Annotated in this window: 15 protein-coding genes; 11 read left to right on the top strand and 4 right to left on the bottom strand. The window is 53.5% G+C overall.

Annotated elements, in window-relative coordinates; all coding sequences use genetic code 11:
- Window positions 1-21: 21 nt before the first annotated feature.
- Both IB212_RS16385 and IB212_RS16380 read right to left on the bottom strand, forming a co-directional pair.
- Window positions 22-753 (bottom strand): LytTR family DNA-binding domain-containing protein, encoded by a 732-nt coding sequence (locus IB212_RS16385; protein WP_028013980.1) that lies wholly within the window; start codon window positions 751-753, stop codon window positions 22-24.
- A 1-nt stretch (window position 754) separates the two neighbouring features.
- Window positions 755-2,461, bottom strand: coding sequence for a sensor histidine kinase (locus tag IB212_RS16380; RefSeq protein WP_041908832.1), 1,707 nt, complete (start codon window positions 2,459-2,461; stop codon window positions 755-757).
- 387 nt (window positions 2,462-2,848) lie between these two features.
- Here IB212_RS16380 and alaC point away from each other — a divergent pair, with 387 nt between their 5' ends.
- Window positions 2,849-4,087: an alanine transaminase gene (gene alaC, locus IB212_RS16375; RefSeq protein ID WP_028013978.1), complete on the top strand. Its 1,239-nt coding sequence runs from the start codon at window positions 2,849-2,851 to the stop codon at window positions 4,085-4,087.
- Window positions 4,088-4,137: 50 nt separating this feature from the next.
- Here the strand turns inward: alaC and ypdK are convergent, their stop codons facing one another.
- Window positions 4,138-4,209: a membrane protein YpdK gene (gene ypdK, locus IB212_RS16370; protein ID WP_099458937.1), complete on the bottom strand. Its 72-nt coding sequence runs from the start codon at window positions 4,207-4,209 to the stop codon at window positions 4,138-4,140.
- A 358-nt stretch (window positions 4,210-4,567) separates the two neighbouring features.
- Complete coding sequence (gene lpxP, locus IB212_RS16365; RefSeq protein ID WP_028013977.1) at window positions 4,568-5,488, bottom strand: kdo(2)-lipid IV(A) palmitoleoyltransferase; 921 nt, start codon at window positions 5,486-5,488, stop codon at window positions 4,568-4,570.
- Between the two features lie 792 nt (window positions 5,489-6,280).
- Here lpxP and tssB point away from each other — a divergent pair.
- From tssB to IB212_RS16315, 10 genes are all read left to right on the top strand, one after another.
- A complete protein-coding gene (gene tssB / locus IB212_RS16360) occupies window positions 6,281-6,778 on the top strand; it encodes a type VI secretion system contractile sheath small subunit (protein ID WP_041908834.1) in 498 nt (165 codons plus the stop codon).
- Window positions 6,779-6,810: 32 nt separating this feature from the next.
- Window positions 6,811-8,355, top strand: a complete 1,545-nt coding sequence (gene tssC, locus IB212_RS16355) for a type VI secretion system contractile sheath large subunit (protein ID WP_041908836.1) — start codon at window positions 6,811-6,813, stop codon at window positions 8,353-8,355.
- A gap of 17 nt (window positions 8,356-8,372) precedes the next feature.
- On the top strand, window positions 8,373-9,713 hold the full coding sequence (tssK, locus tag IB212_RS16350; protein WP_060573457.1) for a type VI secretion system baseplate subunit TssK: 1,341 nt from the start codon (window positions 8,373-8,375) through the stop codon (window positions 9,711-9,713).
- The gene (tssL, locus tag IB212_RS16345) at window positions 9,710-10,399 is read left to right on the top strand and encodes a type VI secretion system protein TssL, short form (RefSeq protein WP_041908837.1); all 690 of its coding nucleotides are present in this window, start codon (window positions 9,710-9,712) and stop codon (window positions 10,397-10,399) included. Before tssK ends, tssL begins: the two co-directional genes overlap by 4 nt.
- A complete protein-coding gene (locus tag IB212_RS16340; RefSeq protein WP_041908839.1) occupies window positions 10,396-12,102 on the top strand; it encodes an OmpA family protein in 1,707 nt (568 codons plus the stop codon). The genes tssL and IB212_RS16340 overlap by 4 nt, the downstream gene beginning before the upstream one ends.
- 5 nt (window positions 12,103-12,107) lie before the next feature.
- A complete protein-coding gene (gene hcp, locus IB212_RS16335; RefSeq protein WP_041908841.1) occupies window positions 12,108-12,599 on the top strand; it encodes a type VI secretion system effector Hcp in 492 nt (163 codons plus the stop codon).
- Window positions 12,600-12,758: 159 nt separating this feature from the next.
- Window positions 12,759-15,413: a type VI secretion system ATPase TssH gene (gene tssH / locus IB212_RS16330; protein WP_041908843.1), complete on the top strand. Its 2,655-nt coding sequence runs from the start codon at window positions 12,759-12,761 to the stop codon at window positions 15,411-15,413.
- Entirely contained in the window at window positions 15,410-17,911 is a 2,502-nt protein-coding gene (locus IB212_RS16325) for a type VI secretion system tip protein VgrG (protein ID WP_319880227.1), read from the top strand. Before tssH ends, IB212_RS16325 begins: the two co-directional genes overlap by 4 nt.
- A 104-nt stretch (window positions 17,912-18,015) precedes the next feature.
- Window positions 18,016-19,686, top strand: a complete 1,671-nt coding sequence (locus IB212_RS16320) for an acetyltransferase (RefSeq protein WP_188246025.1) — start codon at window positions 18,016-18,018, stop codon at window positions 19,684-19,686.
- On the top strand, window positions 19,683-20,774 hold the full coding sequence (locus IB212_RS16315; RefSeq protein ID WP_045631656.1) for a T6SS immunity protein Tli4 family protein: 1,092 nt from the start codon (window positions 19,683-19,685) through the stop codon (window positions 20,772-20,774). The genes IB212_RS16320 and IB212_RS16315 overlap by 4 nt, the downstream gene beginning before the upstream one ends.
- The last annotated feature ends 47 nt before the right edge of the window (window positions 20,775-20,821 follow it).

Raw genomic sequence — 20,821 nt, 5'->3', positions numbered from 1 at the left:
CCGCGGGAGAGGGCTCTTTCATTACAGGTGCATCAGTTGGCGGAACTCTTTCACTTTGCTGCGGCTCACCGGTACCTGAAAATCCAAATCCTTCAGGCGCAAAATATAGGTGTTGTTAAACCACGGTTCGATCTCGCGGATCTTATTTAAATTGACGCAAAACGAACGGTGGCAGCGGAAAAAGTGGGCTGCCGGAAGCTTGCTGCAGAATTCAGTAATGTTCATCGCCATGACATACGATTCCCGCCGCGTATAGACAAACGTCATCTTTTCGTGCGCTTCGGCGTAGTAGATATCGTTGACCGGGGTCACGATGATGCGCTCATCTTTGACCAGATTGATGGTGTCGTTTTCCCGTATCGTCGGGCTGGCGGTAGCCGGAGCGCTCTGTTGCTGCCATGCAGCCTCCAGCTTTTGCAGCATGCTGACAATTCGCGACTCCTGGTAAGGCTTCAGAATATAGTCAAATGCCTCCAGCTCGAAGGCTTCTACGGCATGCTCTTTCCATGCGGTAACGAACACAATAAACGGCTTATGGGCAAACTGATTGATATTTTGCGCCAGCAGCACGCCGTCCAGCGAGGGAATATTGATATCCAGAAAAATCGCGTCAACCCGGTTATGCTGCAGAAACTTCAGCACGTCCAGACCATCATCAAACGTACCCACAATCTCCATCTGGCTGTGGGTTTTGATAAGCCAGGTTAGTTCCTGTTGAGCCAGGAATTCATCTTCAACGATGATGACTTTCATATTACTCACCCTGAGGTAATAAAGATGTCGCCGCATGAACAGGGGAGCGCTCATTCGGGACGTAAAAAGCGATTTCAGTGCCTGGTTCAAGACGATGAATATGCAGCCCGTCGCCGTAGAGAAGCTTGACTCTGTGGTGCACGTTCAGCAGCCCGATTTTATTCCCGGGCATCTCATTAGACTCCACGCGCTCAATGACTTTTGGGTCAATCCCGTGGCCGGTATCGCGAACCGCAATTCGCACCCGGTTGCCGCTTTCGGTGATGCTGATGGTGACCACACCTTTGCCTTTACAGGGCTGAATACCGTGAACAATCGCGTTTTCAACCAGCGGCTGGATCAGCAGGCTCGGGATCACGCAGTTGACCTCTTCATCAATATCGTAAATCACCGTGAGCTTGTCGCCAAAGCGCGCCTGTTCAATCGCGATATAGTCTTTGATCTGATAAAGCTCTTTTTTAATGTCTATCTGCTCGTCATCTTTCAGTTCGATGTTGTAGCGCAGATAGCGCGACAGGTTAAAAATCAGCTGGCGCGCGGTGTCCGGATTCAAACGAATGGAAGAGGAGATAGCGTTGAGCGCGTTAAACAGGAAATGGGGATTAATTTTGCTCTGCAGCGCGCGCAGCTCTGCCTTATTTGCCATCTCACGCAGCTGTTCTGCCCGGGAGACCTCAAGCTGAGTAGAGATAATCTGCGACAGGCCAATGGCCATCTCCTGCAGCGTGGAGGTGATCTGATGCGCGTGGCAGTAATAAATTTTCAGCGTGCCCGTCACAACGCCTTTTTCCCATAGCGGGATCACCAGCATCGAGTGAATTTCCGGCGTTCGGTGAGCTTCATCATTGTTTTTAATGATGATTTTTCCGTAGTTAATCGCCTGTCTGGTGGTCGGACTAATGGTGTCATCACTGTCGCGATAGTTGTGTTCTCCAACGCCTACGTAGGCCAGCACGTGGTCGATATTGGTGATGGCGACGGCGTCAGCGTGAATGTCGTGGCGGATAATCTCGCAGACCTGGCGCAGCGACTCCGCGTTAACGTGGCGAAAGAGCGGCAGCGTTTTGTTGGCAATATCCAGCGCCAGCTTGGCCTGACGGGCGGCGCTGGCCTCTTTTTCCCCTTCAACGCTCTGTACCAGCAGCACGATAAAACCGATGCAGACGCTGCCCAGGATCATGGGAATACCGATTTTCGAGACGATATCCAGCCCCAGCGCGGTGGTGGGGGCCCAGACGACGACAAGGATCATGGTCAGCGTTTCGCACACCATGCCCGCAGCAATCCCGGCGCGCCAGCGCTGTTTTTTGGGGATCTTGCGGCCGATCCAGCCGGAAAGCACCCCGGCGATAATGCTGGTGATAAAGCATGGCACTGCCGTTACGCCACCGATATCAATCAAGTAGCGATGGGTCCCGGCAATCACGCCGGTGATGACACCCACCCACGGGCCAAACAAAATTCCGCCGGACATGACGGCGATAATGCGCACGTTAACCAGCGAACCCTCTACCGGCACCCCGGACCAGGTGCTGAACAGTGCGAACAGGGAAAAGATGGCGGTAACCGCCAGCAGCTCTTTCGGCGAGTGTGCGGATTTATGCAAAAGCTCGCGAAACAGGCGAATGCGAATCAGGAAGAACAGGCAAATCAGCATTAATGCCGCACGGTCAAAAACCGCCAGCAGCATAGTGAATATCTCGTGCACGGAGCAGACCTGGGCAAACGGGAAAGAACCATGATAAAAAACCTGGGGCGTATTGACCAGCTATCCGTCGGGTTTATCAAATGAGGAAAAACCATAGTTTACAAAGGGGATTGTCAGGTGAGGATTGATGCTACCCGATTTTTTCTCAGCCCCAAATCACCAGGTAACTGTTTTGATATCATTGTGTTAAATAACGGCTAACGGAAAGCCAATATCAGAACCCTGTTTCCATTTTCAGGCATTGCTGTGTTCCGGTTTTCACGGGGGCGCTTTTTTTTTCATTTCCCTCTCGACAGGGTGATTTTTTTCAGGTTATTTTCTAAGCACGCCACATCGGTGGCAGCGTCGCTCGGACGGTCCGGGCGCTAACGTTAATCTGAGGAATCTATGGCTGAATTCAGTCCTGAACGCCGTTTTACGCGTATCGATCGTCTCCCCCCTTATGTTTTCAATATCACTGCTGAACTGAAGATGGCTGCGCGTCGGCGCGGCGAAGATATTATCGATTTCAGCATGGGTAACCCTGACGGCCCAACGCCACCGCATATCGTTGAAAAGCTCTGCACGGTTGCCCAGCGCCCGGATACGCACGGCTACTCAACCTCGCGCGGTATTCCCAGGTTACGTCGCGCGATCTCGCGCTGGTATCAGGATCGTTATCAGGTTGATATCGATCCTGAAAGTGAGGCGATTGTCACCATCGGCTCGAAAGAAGGGCTGGCACATCTGATGCTGGCCACGCTGGATCACGGTGATACGGTGCTGGTACCCAATCCAAGTTACCCAATCCATATCTACGGCGCGGTGATTGCCGGGGCGCAGGTTCGCTCTGTTCCGCTGGTGGAAGGTGTCGATTTCTTTAACGAACTGGAACGTGCCATTCGCGAAAGCTACCCGAAACCCAAGATGATGATCCTCGGTTTCCCGTCGAACCCAACGGCCCAGTGCGTGGAGCTGGATTTCTTCGAGAAAGTTGTCGCTCTGGCCAAGCGTTATGACGTGCTGGTGGTTCATGATTTAGCCTACGCCGATATCGTCTATGACGGCTGGAAAGCCCCGTCGATAATGCAGGTTCCGGGCGCGCGTGACGTGGCGGTGGAGTTCTTTACCCTGTCGAAAAGCTACAACATGGCGGGCTGGCGTATTGGCTTTATGGTGGGTAACAAAACGCTGGTAAGTGCACTGGCGCGTATCAAGAGTTACCACGATTACGGTACCTTCACGCCGCTGCAGGTTGCCGCTATTGCCGCTCTGGAGGGCGATCAGCAGTGCGTTCACGACATTGCTGCTCAGTATAAACGTCGCCGCGACGTACTCGTTAAAGGGTTACATGAGGCTGGCTGGATGGTGGAGATGCCGAAAGCGTCCATGTATGTCTGGGCGAAAATTCCGGAACCGTACGCAGCGATGGGATCGCTGGAGTTTGCTAAAAAGCTGCTGCAGGACGCGAAGGTGTGTGTGTCCCCGGGCATCGGCTTTGGTGATTATGGCGACACCCACGTGCGCTTTGCTTTAATCGAAAACAGCGACCGTATTCGTCAGGCGGTGAGGGGCATCAAGAGTATGTTCCGGGCCGATGGCCTGCTCTCAGCAAAGAGCGTTGCTGAAAACCCCGTGTCCTCATGACAAAAAAACAGGAGCCAAATGGCTCCTGTTTTTTTGACTGCATGTTCTCACTAGATCATCAGGGCAAAGGTTCCGGCCCAGACTAAAACGATCACCGAAATGCCCATAAAGAAATATTTCACGTTTCATCGCTCCGCGTATCTTGTGGTACGCATTTAAAAACAGAGTCCAACTGATTATAGAGAACTGAAATCCCGGCTAAACAGAAATGAGAATTTTCCCGTTACGCCGATGACTCCCGCTCAGAATTCTGTGCTTTCCTGGTGCCAGACGGCGCTAATGTACGCTTAAAAATGAGGGGTGACAAGAGGGATTTTTTTAAATAATTTCCGCCACTTACGAGTGTCGTGGAACGGCGACAGTTTGATTTCACAGCGCAATAAATTCACTTTGGGCGACGCCATCAAAGACGGTTTTGCAGTGAGATGACAGGTGATTGAAAAGGCTAGTTTCTTAGCGAAACTAACCTTCATGCAGGGCTTAAATATAGAGGGAGGCTTCGCCAAGAGGACGCGTTTTGAAACGACGATGCATCCAGAGATATTGCTCCGGTGCGCGCATGATTTCAGTTTCGATGACCTTATTGATAAACGCAGCCGCTTCACACTCGTTTTCCGGATAGTTAGCCATTTCCGGAGAGATGTGCAGACGGTAGCCTGACTTATCCGCTTTTCTCACCATCGTCACGGTCAGCATGGAGGCACCTGACAAACGCGAAATGACGAAAGTCCCGTTGGTCGTCGCTACATCCTTCACGGCAAAGAAGGGGGCAAAGCTGCTGCCTTTGCGTCCGTAATCCTGGTCAGGAGCGAACCAGACGGCCTCACCTTTCTTCAGGGCGCCAACCATACCGCGCAGGTTGTTACGGCTGATCATCGCTTTATTGGAGCGCATGCGGCCTCGCGTCTGAACCCACTCCATCAGTGCACTGTTGTGCGGTCTGTAGGTTGCCATCATTGGCTGACAAAGGCCCATCACGCGCCCGCCAAGCTCCAGCGACATAAAGTGCACGCCAACAACCATCACGCCGCGTTTTTGCAGCTGAGCGCGTTTAAGGTTGTCCAGTCCTTCTACATCAAACCATTTACGGACGCGTTCATCCGGCCAGAACCAGGCCATGCCGGTTTCAAGCAGCGCCATGCCGATGGATTTAAAGTTTTCAGAGATCAGTTTTTCGCGCTCTTCAGCATTGTACTGAGGAAAGCAAAGCTCGATGTTTTTACGCGCGATAGATTCGCGACGCTTCAGGAAATAGCGGGATGCGCTGCCCAGTTTCGACCCCAGCATACGCAGCACAGGGTAGGGGAGTTGTACCAGCAGCCAGAGAACGCCAAGACCAAACCATGTAAACCAGTAACGCGGGTGTAAAAACGCGCGTTGAAATTTGGATTGAGACAAAATAGAGAAACCTATGTAGAGCCGGTGAAAGTAACGCTTAGTGCGATACCACGTGCCTATTAGACCGTAGTACAAGGTCATGGTTGCAGGCTTTACCGATCTTTACGGCGTTACCTGGCCATAGCTGACGTTGGGTGGGCGGTATAATGTAACACCGTTATACGATATGTGCTATTACTCGTTTTTGATTAAAAAAGCGACGATCCAGGAGGTGTTTGATTTTACAGATTTTATAAACAGCCGCATTGAGAGCATCCCTCCTTCTTGGGCGGCGAGCAGAAGCCTCTGTGCAAGGATAAAGTCAATTCACGAACAAGCACGGTATTAATGATTGACGACTCGTTAAGTATCCGAAAATGAATTTTTTACTACATATAATAAATAAGAATTTTCACAAGGAAAAATCTTATATATTATTCATGCTATCAATAAAATATTCACTTTTCATAATTTTTCGTTTCTTCTTTTTTTGCGTTCCTCAATAGCTTCTTTCAGTTAATTCATGCTTTTTTGACAAAGTGTCGTGATGCAAATCAAAATAAGTTGTTTTTATTAGTATCTCACTGGTTGCGATCCTTTTAACGATATAAATATTTGGTTTGCGCGAAAAGAGTAGTTTCTTTTTCTGCCTTGGCAGGGCATTACACAATAATAGTTTAGCAGAAAATTCTTAAGAAATTCCTCATTACGGGTTAATGATCTGCGTATTTGATTTTGTGTCGATCATTATTCTATGATTGCGCATCAACGCGATACCGTGAAGTTGGCATAGCAAAACCAAAGAGGGATGATGAGATGGCTGACAGTTTTCAGAATGAAGTGCCTAAGGCACGTATTAACCTAAAGCTTGACCTGCATACTGGCGGAGCAAGCAAGAAAATGGAATTACCATTGAAATTGCTTGTTGCGGGTGATTTTAGTAATGGGCAGGACACAGCGCCAATATTTGAGCGCGAAAAGGTTAATATCACGAAGAACAATTTTGATAGCGTTCTTTCCGAATATTCCCCAAAAGTTAATCTGACCGTTAAAAATACGCTGGCTGATGATGGCGGTGAGGACAACATTCAGCTGACTTTTCAGAGCATGAAAGATTTCACGCCAGAGCAGGTGGCTGCTCAGATACCGCAACTGAAGGCGATGCTGGCGATGCGCAACTTGCTCCGTGATTTGAAAGCCAACCTTTTGGACAACCAGACTTTCCGAAAAGAGCTGGAAAAAATCGTTCTTGACCAGTCGCTTAGCGCTGAGTTGCGAAATGAATTATCCGCACTGGCGTCAAAAAAATCCTAACCATCAGGCTGTTTTAACGGATTAATCAAGGAATGCTCATGTCTGTACAAAATAATATTACTGGCGGTGAAAGCGTGGTGCTGGAGCGCCCAGCAGCGGGTGGGGTTTACGCTTCCCTGTTTGAGAAAATCAATCTGAGCCCGGTCTCTGAGCTGAGCGCGCTGGATATCTGGCAAGATGCGCAGGCGATGTCGGATGCCACCGCCGATGAACGTCTGACTGCAGGTATGCAGGTCTTTCTGGAGTGTCTGACCAAAGCAGGCTCGAAAGTCGAAAAACTGGATAAAAGCCTGATTGATCACCACATCGCTGAGCTCGATTTTCAGATCAGCCGCCAGCTGGACGCTGTAATGCACCATGATGAATTTCAGGCGGTTGAGAGCCTGTGGCGTGGGGTGAAGTCGCTGGTGGATAAAACCGATTTTCGCCAGAACGTGAAAATTGAGCTTCTGAGTATGTCTAAAGAAGACCTGCGCCAGGACTTTGAAGACTGTCCGGAGGTGATCCAGAGTGGTCTTTATAAACACACCTACATCGACGAATATGATACCCCGGGCGGCGAGCCGATTGCGGCGCTGATTTCCGCTTACGAGTTCGACGCTTCAGCGCAGGATGTCGCTCTGCTGCGCAATATCTCTAAAGTCTCTGCTGCGGCACATATGCCATTTATCGGCTCGGCAGGCCCGAAATTCTTCCTCAAGGATTCAATGGAAGACGTTGCTGCGATTAAAGATATTGGTAACTATTTTGACCGCGCCGAGTACATCAAGTGGAAATCGTTCCGCGATACGGACGACGCGCGCTACATCGGTCTGGTGATGCCCCGCGTACTGGGACGTTTGCCGTATGGCCCGGATACCGTTCCGGTTCGTAGCTTCAATTATGTCGAAGAAGTCAAAGGTCCGGATCACGACAAATACCTGTGGACCAACGCATCGTTTGCTTTTGCGTCCAACATGGTGCGCAGCTTTATCAATAATGGCTGGTGTGTACAGATCCGTGGGCCACAGGCTGGTGGTGCGGTTCAGGACCTGCCTATCCATCTGTACGATCTCGGTACCGGCAATCAGGTAAAAATCCCGAGCGAAGTGATGATTCCTGAAACACGTGAATTCGAATTTGCGAATCTGGGCTTCATTCCTTTGTCCTATTACAAAAACCGCGACTACGCCTGCTTCTTCTCGGCTAACTCCACGCAGAAACCGGCGCTCTATGACACCGCAGATGCAACGGCGAACAGCCGCATCAATGCGCGTCTTCCGTACATCTTCCTGCTGTCGCGTATCGCCCACTACCTGAAGCTGATTCAGCGCGAAAACATTGGCACCACTAAGGATCGCCGACTTCTGGAGCTGGAGCTGAACACCTGGGTCCGCAGTCTGGTGACCGAAATGACCGATCCGGGCGATGAACTTCAGGCGTCTCACCCACTGCGTGACGCGAAAGTAGTGGTGGAAGATATTGAGGACAACCCGGGCTTCTTCCGCGTGAAATTGTACGCTATCCCGCACTTCCAGGTGGAAGGGATGGACGTCAATTTGTCGCTTGTTTCACAGATGCCGAAAGCGAAAGCGTAAAAACAGGCAGGAAGCCGATGAAAACGGAACAACCGTTATGGGGTAGGGGCATTATGGTCTCTCCCCAGCATTTTCAGCAACAGGTCGCGTATGCGGCCTGGTCTGCCGAATGTATTGCCCGGCTGGGACTCATCTCACCCTGGGGGGTCATTGACGCCACTTTCGAACCGGAATCTCTCAAGCTTGGATGTCTCCAGGCCCGTCATCTGCATGTCCGTTTTCAGGACGGAACGCTGATTGATACAGACAATGCAGATTCTCTGCCGCCTGTGTTGTCGCTTGAAAGTGAATCGCAGGAGGTGACGGTGATGCTGGCGCTTCCGCTACTGCGGGCGAATGGCGGTAACTGCCTTAAACCCGATGAAGTGGCCGAGCGCCCGGTGCGTTATCGCCAGCGCTGGCGGGATGTGCGCAATGCATTTGGGGAAGACACCCGTCAGATTGCGGTGATGCAACCGGAACTGACGCTGCGTTTTGACCATCAGAACAACAGTGATTATCTGACTTGTCCGGTCGCCCGCCTGCAGCAAGATTCGCAGGGGTTATGGCAATTAGATGAGACGTTTCTCCCCCCTCTGTTGACCATTCAGGGCAGCCCCTGGTTGGTAACCCAACTGGAACAGCTCATGACCCAGCTACGGGCTCGACTCTGTCGTCTGATGGCAATGCGGCGCGAAAGCAATGAGCGTATGGCTGACTTTGCCGTGGCTGATGTCTCTCTGTTCTGGCTGCTCAACGCGCTGAATAGCGCTGAGCCCGTACTGGGTCAGTTCCAGCGTAATCTGCAAAGCCCGCCGGAACGTCTGTATCCGGAGCTTTCTCGCCTGGCGGGGAGCTTGCTGACATTTTCTCTGGAGCACCAGGTGAACGCCATTCCGGTCTGGCATCATGAGCAACTTAACGCGGTATTTCCGCCGTTGTTTGATTTACTTAGCGATCTGCTTGAAGCCAGTTTGCCGTCCCGCGTGGTGGCTCTGACGCTCGACTATGACCCACGACTGCACTTCTGGCAGGCTCGCCTGCATGACCCGCGTCTGCGCGAAGGAGCGGATTACTATCTTTCTGTACGGTCGCCGATACCGGTGGCGCAGTTGCAGGAACAGTTCCCGCGCCAGTGTAAGGTGGGCAGTCCTGACCATGTGCGTGGGATCGTCAACTCATCCCGCGTGGGTGTACCGCTGATGCCGCTGCGTCATGTGCCAGCCGCCATTCCGCTGCGCCTGGAAAATCAGTATTTCAGTCTCGACCTCTCGCATCCTTTGGCGGCCGAAATGCTCCAGAGCGGGACATGCATGTTTTACGTCCCGGGCATGCTTGGTGAGCCTGAACTTGAACTCTTTGCGGTACTGAGAACATGAGTGAGCGTAAACGCGGCATTGCCGTGCCTGTTGATATTGACGCACTGCTGCAGGATACCTGGCTTCAGGTCATCAGCCTTCGCCATGGCCCGCTGTTTCAGGAAGGTGAAGGTCGGGTCTTATGGGAACGCTGTATCGCTGATGTAGAGCGCGTTCAGCGTGAACTAAAAGCGAGTGAGCTCGATGAAGCCAGCTGTAGGCATATCCTCACTGCACAATGTGCATTGCTTGATGAAGCGGTAAAAGGCCGCGGTGTAGAGGATGATGCCTGTGTGCAGTGGTATGACATTCCTTTGCAGGGACACTTCCTCGGCACGATGGATGCCGGTGACACCTTGTGTGACAGGATGCGCGATGTGCTGCGTGAACCTGCACCAGACAATGCCGTACTGACCTGCTTTCAGCGGGTAATGATGCTCGGTTTTCTGGGTAGTTACCGCTCGCTAAGCGATCCTGAGCGTCAGAAGCTGGTCAGCGCCCTCAATGAACGTGTTACGCCGTTCAGCTATCCGCAGACTCACCCTGTTCTGGCAGAGAGTCGCACCGGACGGGGGACGGGAGGCTGGCTGGCGTCATGGCCCGCTCGTATCGGCCTGAGCGTGATTGTTCTTGCCGCGCTCTGGTGGGGACTGGATCAATGGCTCGATCAGATGCTGCTGACCCTGTTGCCGGGAGTCATAAAATGAGTCCTGTACAACAGCGCGGGCTTGCGCTGTGGGCCGCCCTGCTGAGTGCTGTGGTATGCCTGGCTTTTTTGCCGTTATCCCGGCTGGCTTCAGTGCTCGTTCTGCTGGCGATGATCGGGGTTATCGTCGCGTTCTGGTATATCGCCAGACCTCGTGCGGAGCATGACGCCAGCCTGCGTCTGGATGACCTTCCTGAAACCACTTACCGTCAACCTGTGGTGCTGGTTTGTGGTGATATGCCTCTGACCTGGCCGCAACAGTCACCGGTACTGACCGTCACGCAGGGATGCTGGATCCGCGTTGAGGATCATCAGGATCTGGAGCAGGTTGCCCGTCAGGTACTGTTGCAGCGCCCGGACTGGGGGCGTCAGCTGTCGGTGATGGTCAGTGTCTGTCCGCAGAAACACGTCGACAGCGAAGCCCTGACAAGTCGTCTGTTGGCTTTGCGCTGGCAAATTAGTCAGTTGCGTAAAGAAACGGGACATTCTGTGCCATTGATTCTGAATGGTCAGATAGGCAGTGCGATGACGGATGACATGCTCTGGCAGGCCGCTATTCCGGGTGAAGGGTGGACTGTCTGGCGTGAGTCGAATGCGCCTTGTTCAATTGCCGCATGGGTCACCACCGGCGGTGCGCCTGTGATGCAGCAGCAGGTGCTGATGAATAGCCTGATGAGTTGGTTCCATCAGCATGTCCAGGCGGTATTCATCGATGATAATCCTGATGTTCCGGCCATTGCACCTGCAGCAATGCTGTGGGGAATGGGGCCGATTCTTGCCGGAAGCCTTGCGTCATCGGCCTGGACGGCGTGGTTGTCGCGTCATACCGCCATGCAGCAGGTGTCTGGCTGGCACCCGGTGGGAACGGACAGTACGGTGATCTCCCCACTTCCGGATTTCATCCTGCCACAGCTACCGGAAGGGGGAGGACTCACTCCCCGTGCCCGGACCTGGCGCTGCGTCCTTGGCATTTTCACCCTGGCTGCTATTACCGCGCTGCTTTGTAGTGGCTGGAATAATCGCCAGCTATTGCATCGCGTGAGCTTCGATATTATCCGTTACGATCGCATTTCTATGGATGACTACGGTCCGAAAGCCGACGCCGTTGCCGTCCTGCAAAAGGATGCGGCATTGCTGGATGACCAGGCGCGTAACGGCGTACCGGCCCGATTAGGCCTGGGGCTTTATCAGGGGGAGCGACTCCGGATGCCGGTGCTGGAGGCCATCCGTTCGTATGTTCCTCCGCCCCCCAAACCTCAGCCGCAGCCCAAACCAGTACCGAAAATTGTGCGCCTCGACAGCATGTCGCTGTTCGATACCGGCAGATACGACCTTAAACCCGGTTCGACGAAGCTGCTGGTCAATTCCCTGGTCGGTATCAAAGCAAAACCGGGCTGGCTGATTGTTGTGTCAGGGCATACCGATAACACCGGCAATCCACAACTGAACCAGACGCTGTCCCTGAAACGTGCCGAAGCGGTACGCAACTGGATGCGTGACACCGGCGACGTGCCGGAAAGCTGTTTTGCGGTACAGGGCTATGGCGAAAGCCGTCCTGCCGCAACCAACGACACTCCGGAAGGGCGGGCGCTCAACCGTCGTGTCGAAATCAGTCTGGTACCGCAGGCCAATGCCTGTCAGATACCCGGCAAACACCCGGCGTCATCGCAGGATGATGGCGTCTCAGAAAATAAAACGGAGTAATTAACATGGCAATTCCTGTTTATCTTTGGCTGAAGGACGACGGCGGCGCGGACATTAAAGGGTCTGTGGACGTTCAGGATCGTGAAGGCAGCATCGAAGTGGTGGCACAGCAGCACAACCTGTACATCCCGACCGATAACAACACCGGCAAGCTGACCGGGACCCGTATCCACACCCCGTTCCTGTTCACTAAGGAAATCGACTCCTCCAGCCCGTACCTGTACAAGGCGGTGACCACCGGTCAGACCCTGAAATCCGCTGAGTTCAAGTGGTACAAAATCAACGACGCGGGCCAGGAAGTGGAGTACTTCAACACCAAACTGGAAAACGTGAAGGTAGTGAAGGTGAATCCTGAAATGTATGACATCAAGGATCCATCTAAAGAGAAGCACAACCACCTTGAACGCGTTGAACTGCGTTACGAAAAAATCACCTGGACCTACAAAGACGGCAACATCATTCATTCCGATTCCTGGAACGAACGCGCCACCGCGTAATCCTGATGCGGGCAGGTTTTTCCTGCCCGCAGTTTTTTGCTGAGCGCCTGAGACGCGGGCGCTCAGCAAAGAAAACACAACCTGCCTGCCTGACCTTATGCGCTTTGGTGAACAGCGAGGGGCGGTAGCGTGTCCAGGAACCGACAAAGAGAGAATCTCATGGAAAATCCAGCCATCCTGTTACGTCGTCTGAACCCTTACTGCGCCCGCGCGATGGAAGGGGCGGCATCGCTCTGCCAGACCCGTGCCCATGCCGAAATTCTGCCGGAGCACTGGCTGCTGAAGCTGCTGGAGCAAGGCGAGGGGGATCTCACTGTGCTGGCACGCCGCTACGAGTGGGATATGGATGGCATCTGGCAGGATCTGCTCGGCTGGCTGGATAAACAACCTCGCTCCGTGCGCCATCGGCCCCAGCTCTCAGAAGACATCCAGACTCTGATGCAGCAAGCCTGGCTACTGGCCTCACTCAATGGTGAAGAGCACATTCGCAGCGTCCATCTGCTGATGGCGCTGGTGGAAAAACCAAAACTGGCTCGTTGTGACGGCCTCTGGCCGTTGTTAACGCTTGGCCAGAGCCAGTTGGAGCGCCTGAGACCGTTGCTGGATGCGCAATCGGATGAGCGTCCGGAAATGCAGCGCGAAGCTGAGCTGGCACAGAACCACGGCGGTGAAGTGGAGTTTGTCGGGCGTCCGGCTGGTGAGGAAATGGAAGAGGGGGAACTGAGTCCTGCACTGCAGAACGCGCTGGACAAATTCACCCTCGATGTCACCGCCAAAGCGAAGGAAGGGAAGATCGATCCTGTGTTTGGCCGTGACACAGAAATCCGGCAGATGGTGGACATCCTTTCTCGTCGCCGCAAAAACAACCCGATTCTGGTCGGCGAGCCGGGCGTGGGGAAAACCGCACTGGTTGAAGGTCTGGCATTGCGTATTGCCGAGGGTAATGTGCCTGAATCCCTGAAAACGGTCACTCTGCGTACCCTCGACCTGGGCCTGCTGCAGGCCGGTGCTGGCGTGAAAGGGGAGTTCGAACAGCGGCTGAAAAACGTCATCGACGCGGTGCAGCAATCACCGTCCCCGGTCCTGCTGTTTATTGATGAAGCGCATACCATCATCGGCGCGGGCAACCATGCGGGCGGCGCCGATGCAGCGAACCTGCTAAAACCAGCGCTGGCGCGTGGTGAACTGCGTACCATTGCGGCCACCACCTGGAGTGAGTACAAGCAGTACTTTGAACGCGATGCCGCACTGGAGCGCCGCTTCCAGATGGTCAAAGTGGACGAGCCGGATGACGACACCGCCTGTCTGATGCTCCGTGGTCTGAAATCCCGCTACGCCGAGCACCATAACGTGCACATTACCGACGATGCGGTGCGCGCGGCAGTTACGCTTTCTCGTCGCTATCTGACGGGCCGCCAGCTGCCGGACAAGGCAGTTGACCTGCTCGACACCGCCGCAGCGCGCGTCCGCATGAGCCTCGACACCGTGCCGGAGCAGCTGACCTGCATTCGCTCGCAGATCACCTCTCTTGAAATGGAGAAGCAGGCACTGCTGGAAGATATTGCTGTCGGCAATCAGAGCCATGGTGAACGCCTGACCGTCATTGAGCAGGAAGAGAACGATCTTATCGTTGCTCTCGACGAGCTTGAAACTCAATACGGGCAGGAACTGAAACTCACCGAACAACTGCTGGAAAGCCGCCAGGACATCTCCCGTCAGAGCGAGACGCACGCGCTGCAGCAGGAACTGCACGGCATGCAGCACAGCAACCCGCTGCTCTCGCTAGATGTGGATGTGCGCACCGTTGCCAATGTGATTGCTGACTGGACAGGCGTTCCGCTGTCATCGCTGATGAAAGATGAGCAGACCGAACTGCTTACCCTGGAAGATGAAATTGGCAAACGTGTGGTCGGGCAGGATGTGGCGCTCGCGGCCATCGCCCAGCGTCTGCGTGCGGCAAAAACGGGTCTCACCTCCGAGAATGGCCCGCAGGGCGTATTTCTGCTGGTGGGCCCGAGTGGGGTGGGGAAAACCGAAACCGCCCTGGCTCTGGCGGACGTGATGTACGGCGGTGAAAAATCACTGATTACCATCAACTTGTCCGAGTACCAGGAGCCTCATACTGTTTCCCAGTTGAAGGGCTCCCCTCCGGGCTACGTTGGCTACGGTCAGGGCGGTATTCTCACCGAAGCCGTGCGTAAGCGACCGTACAGCGTGGTGCTGCTCGATGAAGTCGAAAAAGCGCACCGCGACGTGATGAACCTGTTCTACCAGGTGTTCGACCGTGGCTTTATGCGCGACGGTGAAGGTCGTGAAATCGACTTCCGTAACACCGTTATTCTGATGACCTCCAACCTCGGCAGCGACCACCTGATGCAGCTGCTGGACGAACAACCTGAATCCACCGAAGGCGATCTGCACGAACTGCTGCGTCCGATCCTGCGTGACCACTTCCAGCCCGCGTTGCTGGCCCGCTTCCAGACCGTGATTTACCGTCCGCTGGCGGAAGCGGCCATGCGTACCATCGTGGAAATGAAGCTGTTACAGGTTAGCAAGCGCTTGCATCGCCACTACGGCCTGACCACGCAGATTAATGAGAGCCTGTATGACGCCCTGACCGCCGCCTGCCTGCTGCCGGATACCGGGGCGCGCAATATCGACAGCCTGCTGAATCAACAAATTCTGCCGGTGCTGAGCCAGCAGTTGCTGACCCGTATGGCCGACAGACAAAAACCACGGTCGTTACACCTGAGCTGGAGCGAAGAAGAGGGCATTGGCCTGGAATTTGACGTTCAGGAAGGAGTGGACGCATGAGTAATAATCCTCCGTTAAGGTTCAGCCATAACCACCACCTGCTGGCGGTGAAAGGCTGTGAGTCCGCGCTCGACGTGCTGGCGTTTGAAGGCGATGAAGCCCTGAGCACACCGTTCCGCTACCGTATTGAATTCACCAGCGGTAACCACGCCATCAGTAAAGAGATGATGCTGATGAAAGGGGCTTCCCTGACGCTGCAGGCCCCGGTAGACCAGGGTTACGGCATCAGAGTGCAGCAGGCCGTGCGCACCCTTCAGGGGGTGGTGACCGGCTTTGAACGCCTCGGCACATCAAAAGACGAAACCCGTTATGCCCTGACGCTCCGGCCGCGACTGGCGCTGCTTGACCGCTCGCACCAGAACGCCATTTACCAGGACATGTCGGTCCCGCAAATCGTGGAAAAAATCTTGCGCGAACGTCACGGTATGCGCGGCCAGGATTTTCTGTTCTCGCTCACTAAAGAGTATCCGCGCCGTGAGCAGGTGATGCAGTACGGCGAGAATGACCTGCACTTCATCACCCGCCTGCTGGGTGAGGTCGGTATCTGGTTCCGCTTCACCACCGACACGCGCCTGAACATCGACGTGGTGGAGTTTTACGACAGCCAGCAGGGGTACGAGAAAGGCCTGACCCTGCCGTCGGTGCCGCCGTCAGGCCAGCACTCGCATGGCGTGGATTCGGTGTGGGGGATGGAGAGCCATCACAACGTGGTGCAGAAGCAGGTCAGCACCCGGGACTACAACTACCGTCAGGCCACAGAGGATATGAATACGCTGGTTGACGTCACCCGGGGGGACGCGACCACGTACGGAGAAGCGTATCACTATGCTGACAATTATCTGACGCCGGGTAGCGCGTATGAGCGTAATCCGGCACCCGAGTCCGGGGCGTTTTATGCCCGCATCCGGCACGAGCGCTACCTGAACGGCCAGACGCGGACCCGGGCCATCACCAGCAGTCCGGCGCTCTCTCCGGGGATGCTGCTCAAAGTCACCGGCGGGTATGAAGTGGCGGAGGTGTTTGCGCAGGGCGTGGTCATCACGGCGATGCAGACCCACGCGCGGCGGGATGAAGACTTCAGCCTTCGTTTTGACGGTATTCCGGACAGCCCGGATTTCAGCTTCCGCCCCGAGCCGGGAGAACGTCCGGTGATGGCCGGTACGCTGCCGGCCCGCGTCACCAGTACCACTGAAAATGACACATACGGCCATATCGATAAGGACGGGCGCTACCGCGTCAACATGCTGTTTGATCGTGACAGCTGGGAGACGGGATTCGAAAGCCTGTGGGTGCGCCAGTCCCGCCCTTATGCAGGGGACACTTACGGCCTGCACCTGCCGCTGCTGGCGGGCACCGAGGTGGCAATTGGCTTTGAGGACGGTAACCCGGACCGGCCGTACATTGCCGGCGTGCTGCATGACTCGGCGCACGGCGACCACGTCACTATCCAGAATTACAAACGCAACGTCCTGCGCACCCCGGCGAACAACAAAATCCGCCTTGATGACGAGCGCGGAAAAGAGCATATCAAGGTCAGCACGGAGTACGGCGGGAAGAGCCAGCTGAATCTGGGTCACCTGGTCGACAGCGAAAAACAGCAGCGCGGTGAGGGGTTTGAGCTCAGGACGGACAGCTGGGGTGCGATACGGGCGCAGAAAGGGATATTTATCAGCGCTGATGGCCAGATGAAAGCGCAGGGTCAGGTGCTGGAGATGCAGGCAGCGATGAGCCAGCTGGAGCAGGCGCGGTCGCTGGCTGAAGCGTTACGCAGCGCGGCAGAAGCGGCGAGGGCTGAACTGGCAGATGTGCAGACGCAGAAGGCGCTGCTGTCAGAGGCGCTGACGGATTTAAAGAAAGCGGCGCTGCTGGTCTCGGCACCGGAGGGAATAGCGCAGGTGACAGGGAAAAGCCTGCAGCAGTCGGCGGGAGACAACATCATCAGCACCAGCGGCGGGCACACAGATTTCAGCGCACTGAAAAGATTCACCGTGGCGGCCGGGGAGCGGGTAAGTCTGTATGCGCAAAAGCTGGGCATCAAAATGTTTGCCGGCAAAGGGAAGGTGGAGATCCAGGCGCAGGGGGATGAGATGACGCTGGATGCGCTGAAGGATATCCGCATCAGCAGCAGTGAGGGAAAACTCATCATCAGCGCGAAGCAGGAGATAGTGCTGACGAGCGGCGGAGGATATATCCGGATAGCAGACGGAACGGTGGAGTGTGCGGCGCCGGACAAAATCATCGAGCGCGGGGCGGTGTGGCAGAAGTTTGGTGGGCAGAGCATAAGTCAGGCAATGCAGTGCTGGGAAAACGCCGAATTTGCCATAACGCCTGAAGTCAGGCGGTTATCGGATGACTCGCCGGTGGCTGGTCTGACGCTGGGTTTAACAGGTGCGGATGGCACGCAGCAAAGTCTGGCAACCTCCGCTTCAGGGGCCACTGCGGTGCAGAATAATATTAATATCGATTCTCTCAACGCCTCTTTGCTGGATAAAACATAAGGCGTTGCGTTATTTCGAAGTATATCTTCGGGGAAAGCACCGTGTTGGTTGTCACGAAGGTCTTTCTGAAGATTATTTTCCTGAACGGAAAAAGGACAGAATTCATGACGGAAGAAAATACGACAGGTAATGAGAGCAGTCCCTCGACGATCTACATAAAACCAGAATGGGATGACAATGGAAAGGTCTACTGGCCTGGCATACAGAATCAGAAAAAATCAAAGAATGCTAAAGCTGTTTTGCTGCAGCCTCCTGTCAAAGCGATCCCCGTTATCTTCCTTCCTGGAGTGATGGGGACCAATTTGATGGGAACTGACGAAGGAAAGGAAAATGACATCTGGCGTGGCGATAGTTTGGGAGGCGTATTTCTTAAATGGGCACGCAAGGATGGTACTGAACGAAGAGAGTTACTTAATCCCGACACTACTAAGGTGGACAATCGCGGGGATATTAACCAGACCCTCTATTCTCCGCTTTCCGATGACGGAAAAATATTTACAACCCGCCGGGAGCGGGGCTGGGGAGAGGTTTTATCCTTCAGCTACGGTAAATTTATAAGCGTTTTCCAGGGGGCGCTGTTGGATGACTGGCAGCAGGATCTTGTTCACTATGGTAAATCAACGTCGGAGAAAAATGGGGTACTAAGTCAGTTGGTTGGCAAATCGCTGTCTAAAGGGATAGATACTGAAATTACCGGCGAATCCATCCTGACTCAGCAGGAACTGAACCATTTCAAGAACTTTTTATTCCCGGTTCACGTCTATGGCTATAACTGGCTTCAGGATAATAAAACCTCGGCGCAAGGACTGGTTGCCTTTATCGACAGGACTATCAGCCTCTACAAAAATGAGCGCGGCCACGGTATGCCCTTTCCCGCCGGGCAGGAAAAAGTCATTATCGTTACCCATTCCATGGGCGGGCTGGTGGCGCGTTACGCGTCCCAGGTGTTGGGCGCAAAAGATAAGATTCTGGGTATAGTGCATGGGGTGATCCCCGATCTTGGCTCACCGGCAGCGTACCGCCGCATGAAGGTTGGCGCAAAACAGGAAGGCATGGCCGGAGCCGTATTGGGTAATACCGCAGAAGAGCTGATGCCGGTCCTGGCCAGGGCTCCCGCGCCGCTTCAGCTCTTACCTTCGGCGAAATACCTTTCCGGAGCGCCCTGGCTGAGCGTGGAAGGGGCTGGCGAAGACGGCAGCGATGTAAAACTACCGCAAGCCGGGGATCCTTTCGGGGAGATTTACCTCAACAAGACGCTGTGGTATCGCCTGTATGAGTCCGACATTATCGATAAGGACGAGGCGGTGAGTCAGAGTAACTGGACTAACTACGTACATTTAGTTGATAAGCCTGTCCGCAAGTTTATTTCTTTCATGGATAGTAGGGGCTATCATCCTAATACTTACGTTTTCTATGGGCATAATATCGCCTCCGATGGCACGCTGACATGGCAAAAAACCTCCATTACCTACCCGAAAAACAGCCATGATAGTGACAGAAAGCTACCCAACAACTACAGAGAGATCCCCCTTCCTTTTAATCGTTCTCAGATGTATGAGATCAACTCATCAAAAACCGCTGGGGATGGCACGGTGCCGGTGGAGTCGCTGAGCGCCATTTGCCGTAACAGCGAAATCAAAAGCGTTCTGGCTATCGACGTGGACCACCAGGGAGCCTATGACGTCAGCAGCATGAAGGATATTCAGGCCAGGCCAGCCCTGCAGTTTACTCTCAGAGCCATTGTGAAAATGGTCCAGGAGATCCCGAACCCATGAAGACCGTTAGACAGCTTACAGCGTTATCTCTTATGGCGGGCAGCATGCTTTTTATTGCCCAGACTACGGCATCCACGCCAGTACAGAAGGACAGTCCAGTGATAAATACTTTGTTTGCGCAGACCAAACCGCAGTGCATTGGGCGCTATGTGATTGACGTTCCCGAGTCATTCAACAATCAGCTCCACGATATGATTTTTATCGATGATTTCAAAATTGAAAGCAAACCTCTCTTTCTACCTGCATTTAAACAACGGGTGCAGTTAAGAGAGCAGGCGCTGCGCGATGCCATTAATAAACCTGGAAATGAGTCTGTAAATGCACCGTATATAAAAGAAAAAATTGAGCTGCCTGATGACAAGGGGATTATCTTTGACAGAAATATTTCAGGAGAAGACGATCTCGGAAGAGTTTTAGAGGCACATGTATTTGTCAATATGACCGCTTTTATTATTACGACGGAAATACTTGATTTATCCAGTCCTAAATATAGAGAAAGGAAAAAAACATACATTAAAGCGGGTTTTACCGAGGCTCAAATGAATGAGAAACCAGCTAAGCTGGTGGCTCTACAGTCTCTGATATCACGGCTTAGCGGCAGAAAAGATGAGGATGTTCCGTCGGTTAAAGGTGTGTGTATTCCAAATGGGTTTATCCGGGATGATGGTAATCAGCATGTTGAAAAAATTACTTTCCAGTATGAAAATGATGATTTTATTTTAGGGGTGTATACAAATAATAAATATCCTGGTTCTGAGGACACCCTGTTTAACCGTAGTGCACAAATTAATGAGGCACTTAAAACGTCAAATCAGTACACCATAAAGAAAGTGGCACTCTCACCGAACGGTATTCCCGCGGAGTCATGGTTGTTTGGTGGTACTCAAACCATGAGAGATACGGTAACGGGGAAAGATGAGAAGAATACATTTTATGATTTTGATTTTAAAGCCAATGAGCGTGATGCTACCGCAGACAAGCCAAAATTTAGCATTGGACTCACAAGCGAGTATAAAAAAACGAGCTACAGCGAAGCACAGATGATAGAAATCTGGGACCGGCTGGTGAATTCCCTGCGCTATAAATGAAGAAACAAGATGGGTGCCTGGAATGGTTTTCGTTTCTTCCGGAGAGC

The organism is Enterobacter sp. E12 (assembly GCF_014596715.2).
Lineage (GTDB): Bacteria > Pseudomonadota > Gammaproteobacteria > Enterobacterales > Enterobacteriaceae > Enterobacter > Enterobacter bugandensis.
The sequence above is the reverse complement of the archived record's forward strand: the minus strand, read 5'-3'. Positions and strand labels throughout refer to the sequence as shown.

Coding starts and splice junctions, on each gene's coding strand:
- IB212_RS16320 (WP_188246025.1), top strand. CDS start 18,016: ATGACGGAAGAAAATACGACAGGTAATGAGAGCAGTCCCTCGACGATC.
- tssK (WP_060573457.1), top strand. CDS start 8,373: ATGAAAACGGAACAACCGTTATGGGGTAGGGGCATTATGGTCTCTCCC.
- IB212_RS16325 (WP_319880227.1), top strand. CDS start 15,410: ATGAGTAATAATCCTCCGTTAAGGTTCAGCCATAACCACCACCTGCTG.
- tssC (WP_041908836.1), top strand. CDS start 6,811: ATGCTCATGTCTGTACAAAATAATATTACTGGCGGTGAAAGCGTGGTG.
- IB212_RS16385 (WP_028013980.1), bottom strand. CDS start 753: ATGAAAGTCATCATCGTTGAAGATGAATTCCTGGCTCAACAGGAACTA.
- hcp (WP_041908841.1), top strand. CDS start 12,108: ATGGCAATTCCTGTTTATCTTTGGCTGAAGGACGACGGCGGCGCGGAC.
- alaC (WP_028013978.1), top strand. CDS start 2,849: ATGGCTGAATTCAGTCCTGAACGCCGTTTTACGCGTATCGATCGTCTC.
- IB212_RS16315 (WP_045631656.1), top strand. CDS start 19,683: ATGAAGACCGTTAGACAGCTTACAGCGTTATCTCTTATGGCGGGCAGC.
- tssB (WP_041908834.1), top strand. CDS start 6,281: ATGGCTGACAGTTTTCAGAATGAAGTGCCTAAGGCACGTATTAACCTA.
- tssL (WP_041908837.1), top strand. CDS start 9,710: ATGAGTGAGCGTAAACGCGGCATTGCCGTGCCTGTTGATATTGACGCA.
- tssH (WP_041908843.1), top strand. CDS start 12,759: ATGGAAAATCCAGCCATCCTGTTACGTCGTCTGAACCCTTACTGCGCC.
- IB212_RS16340 (WP_041908839.1), top strand. CDS start 10,396: ATGAGTCCTGTACAACAGCGCGGGCTTGCGCTGTGGGCCGCCCTGCTG.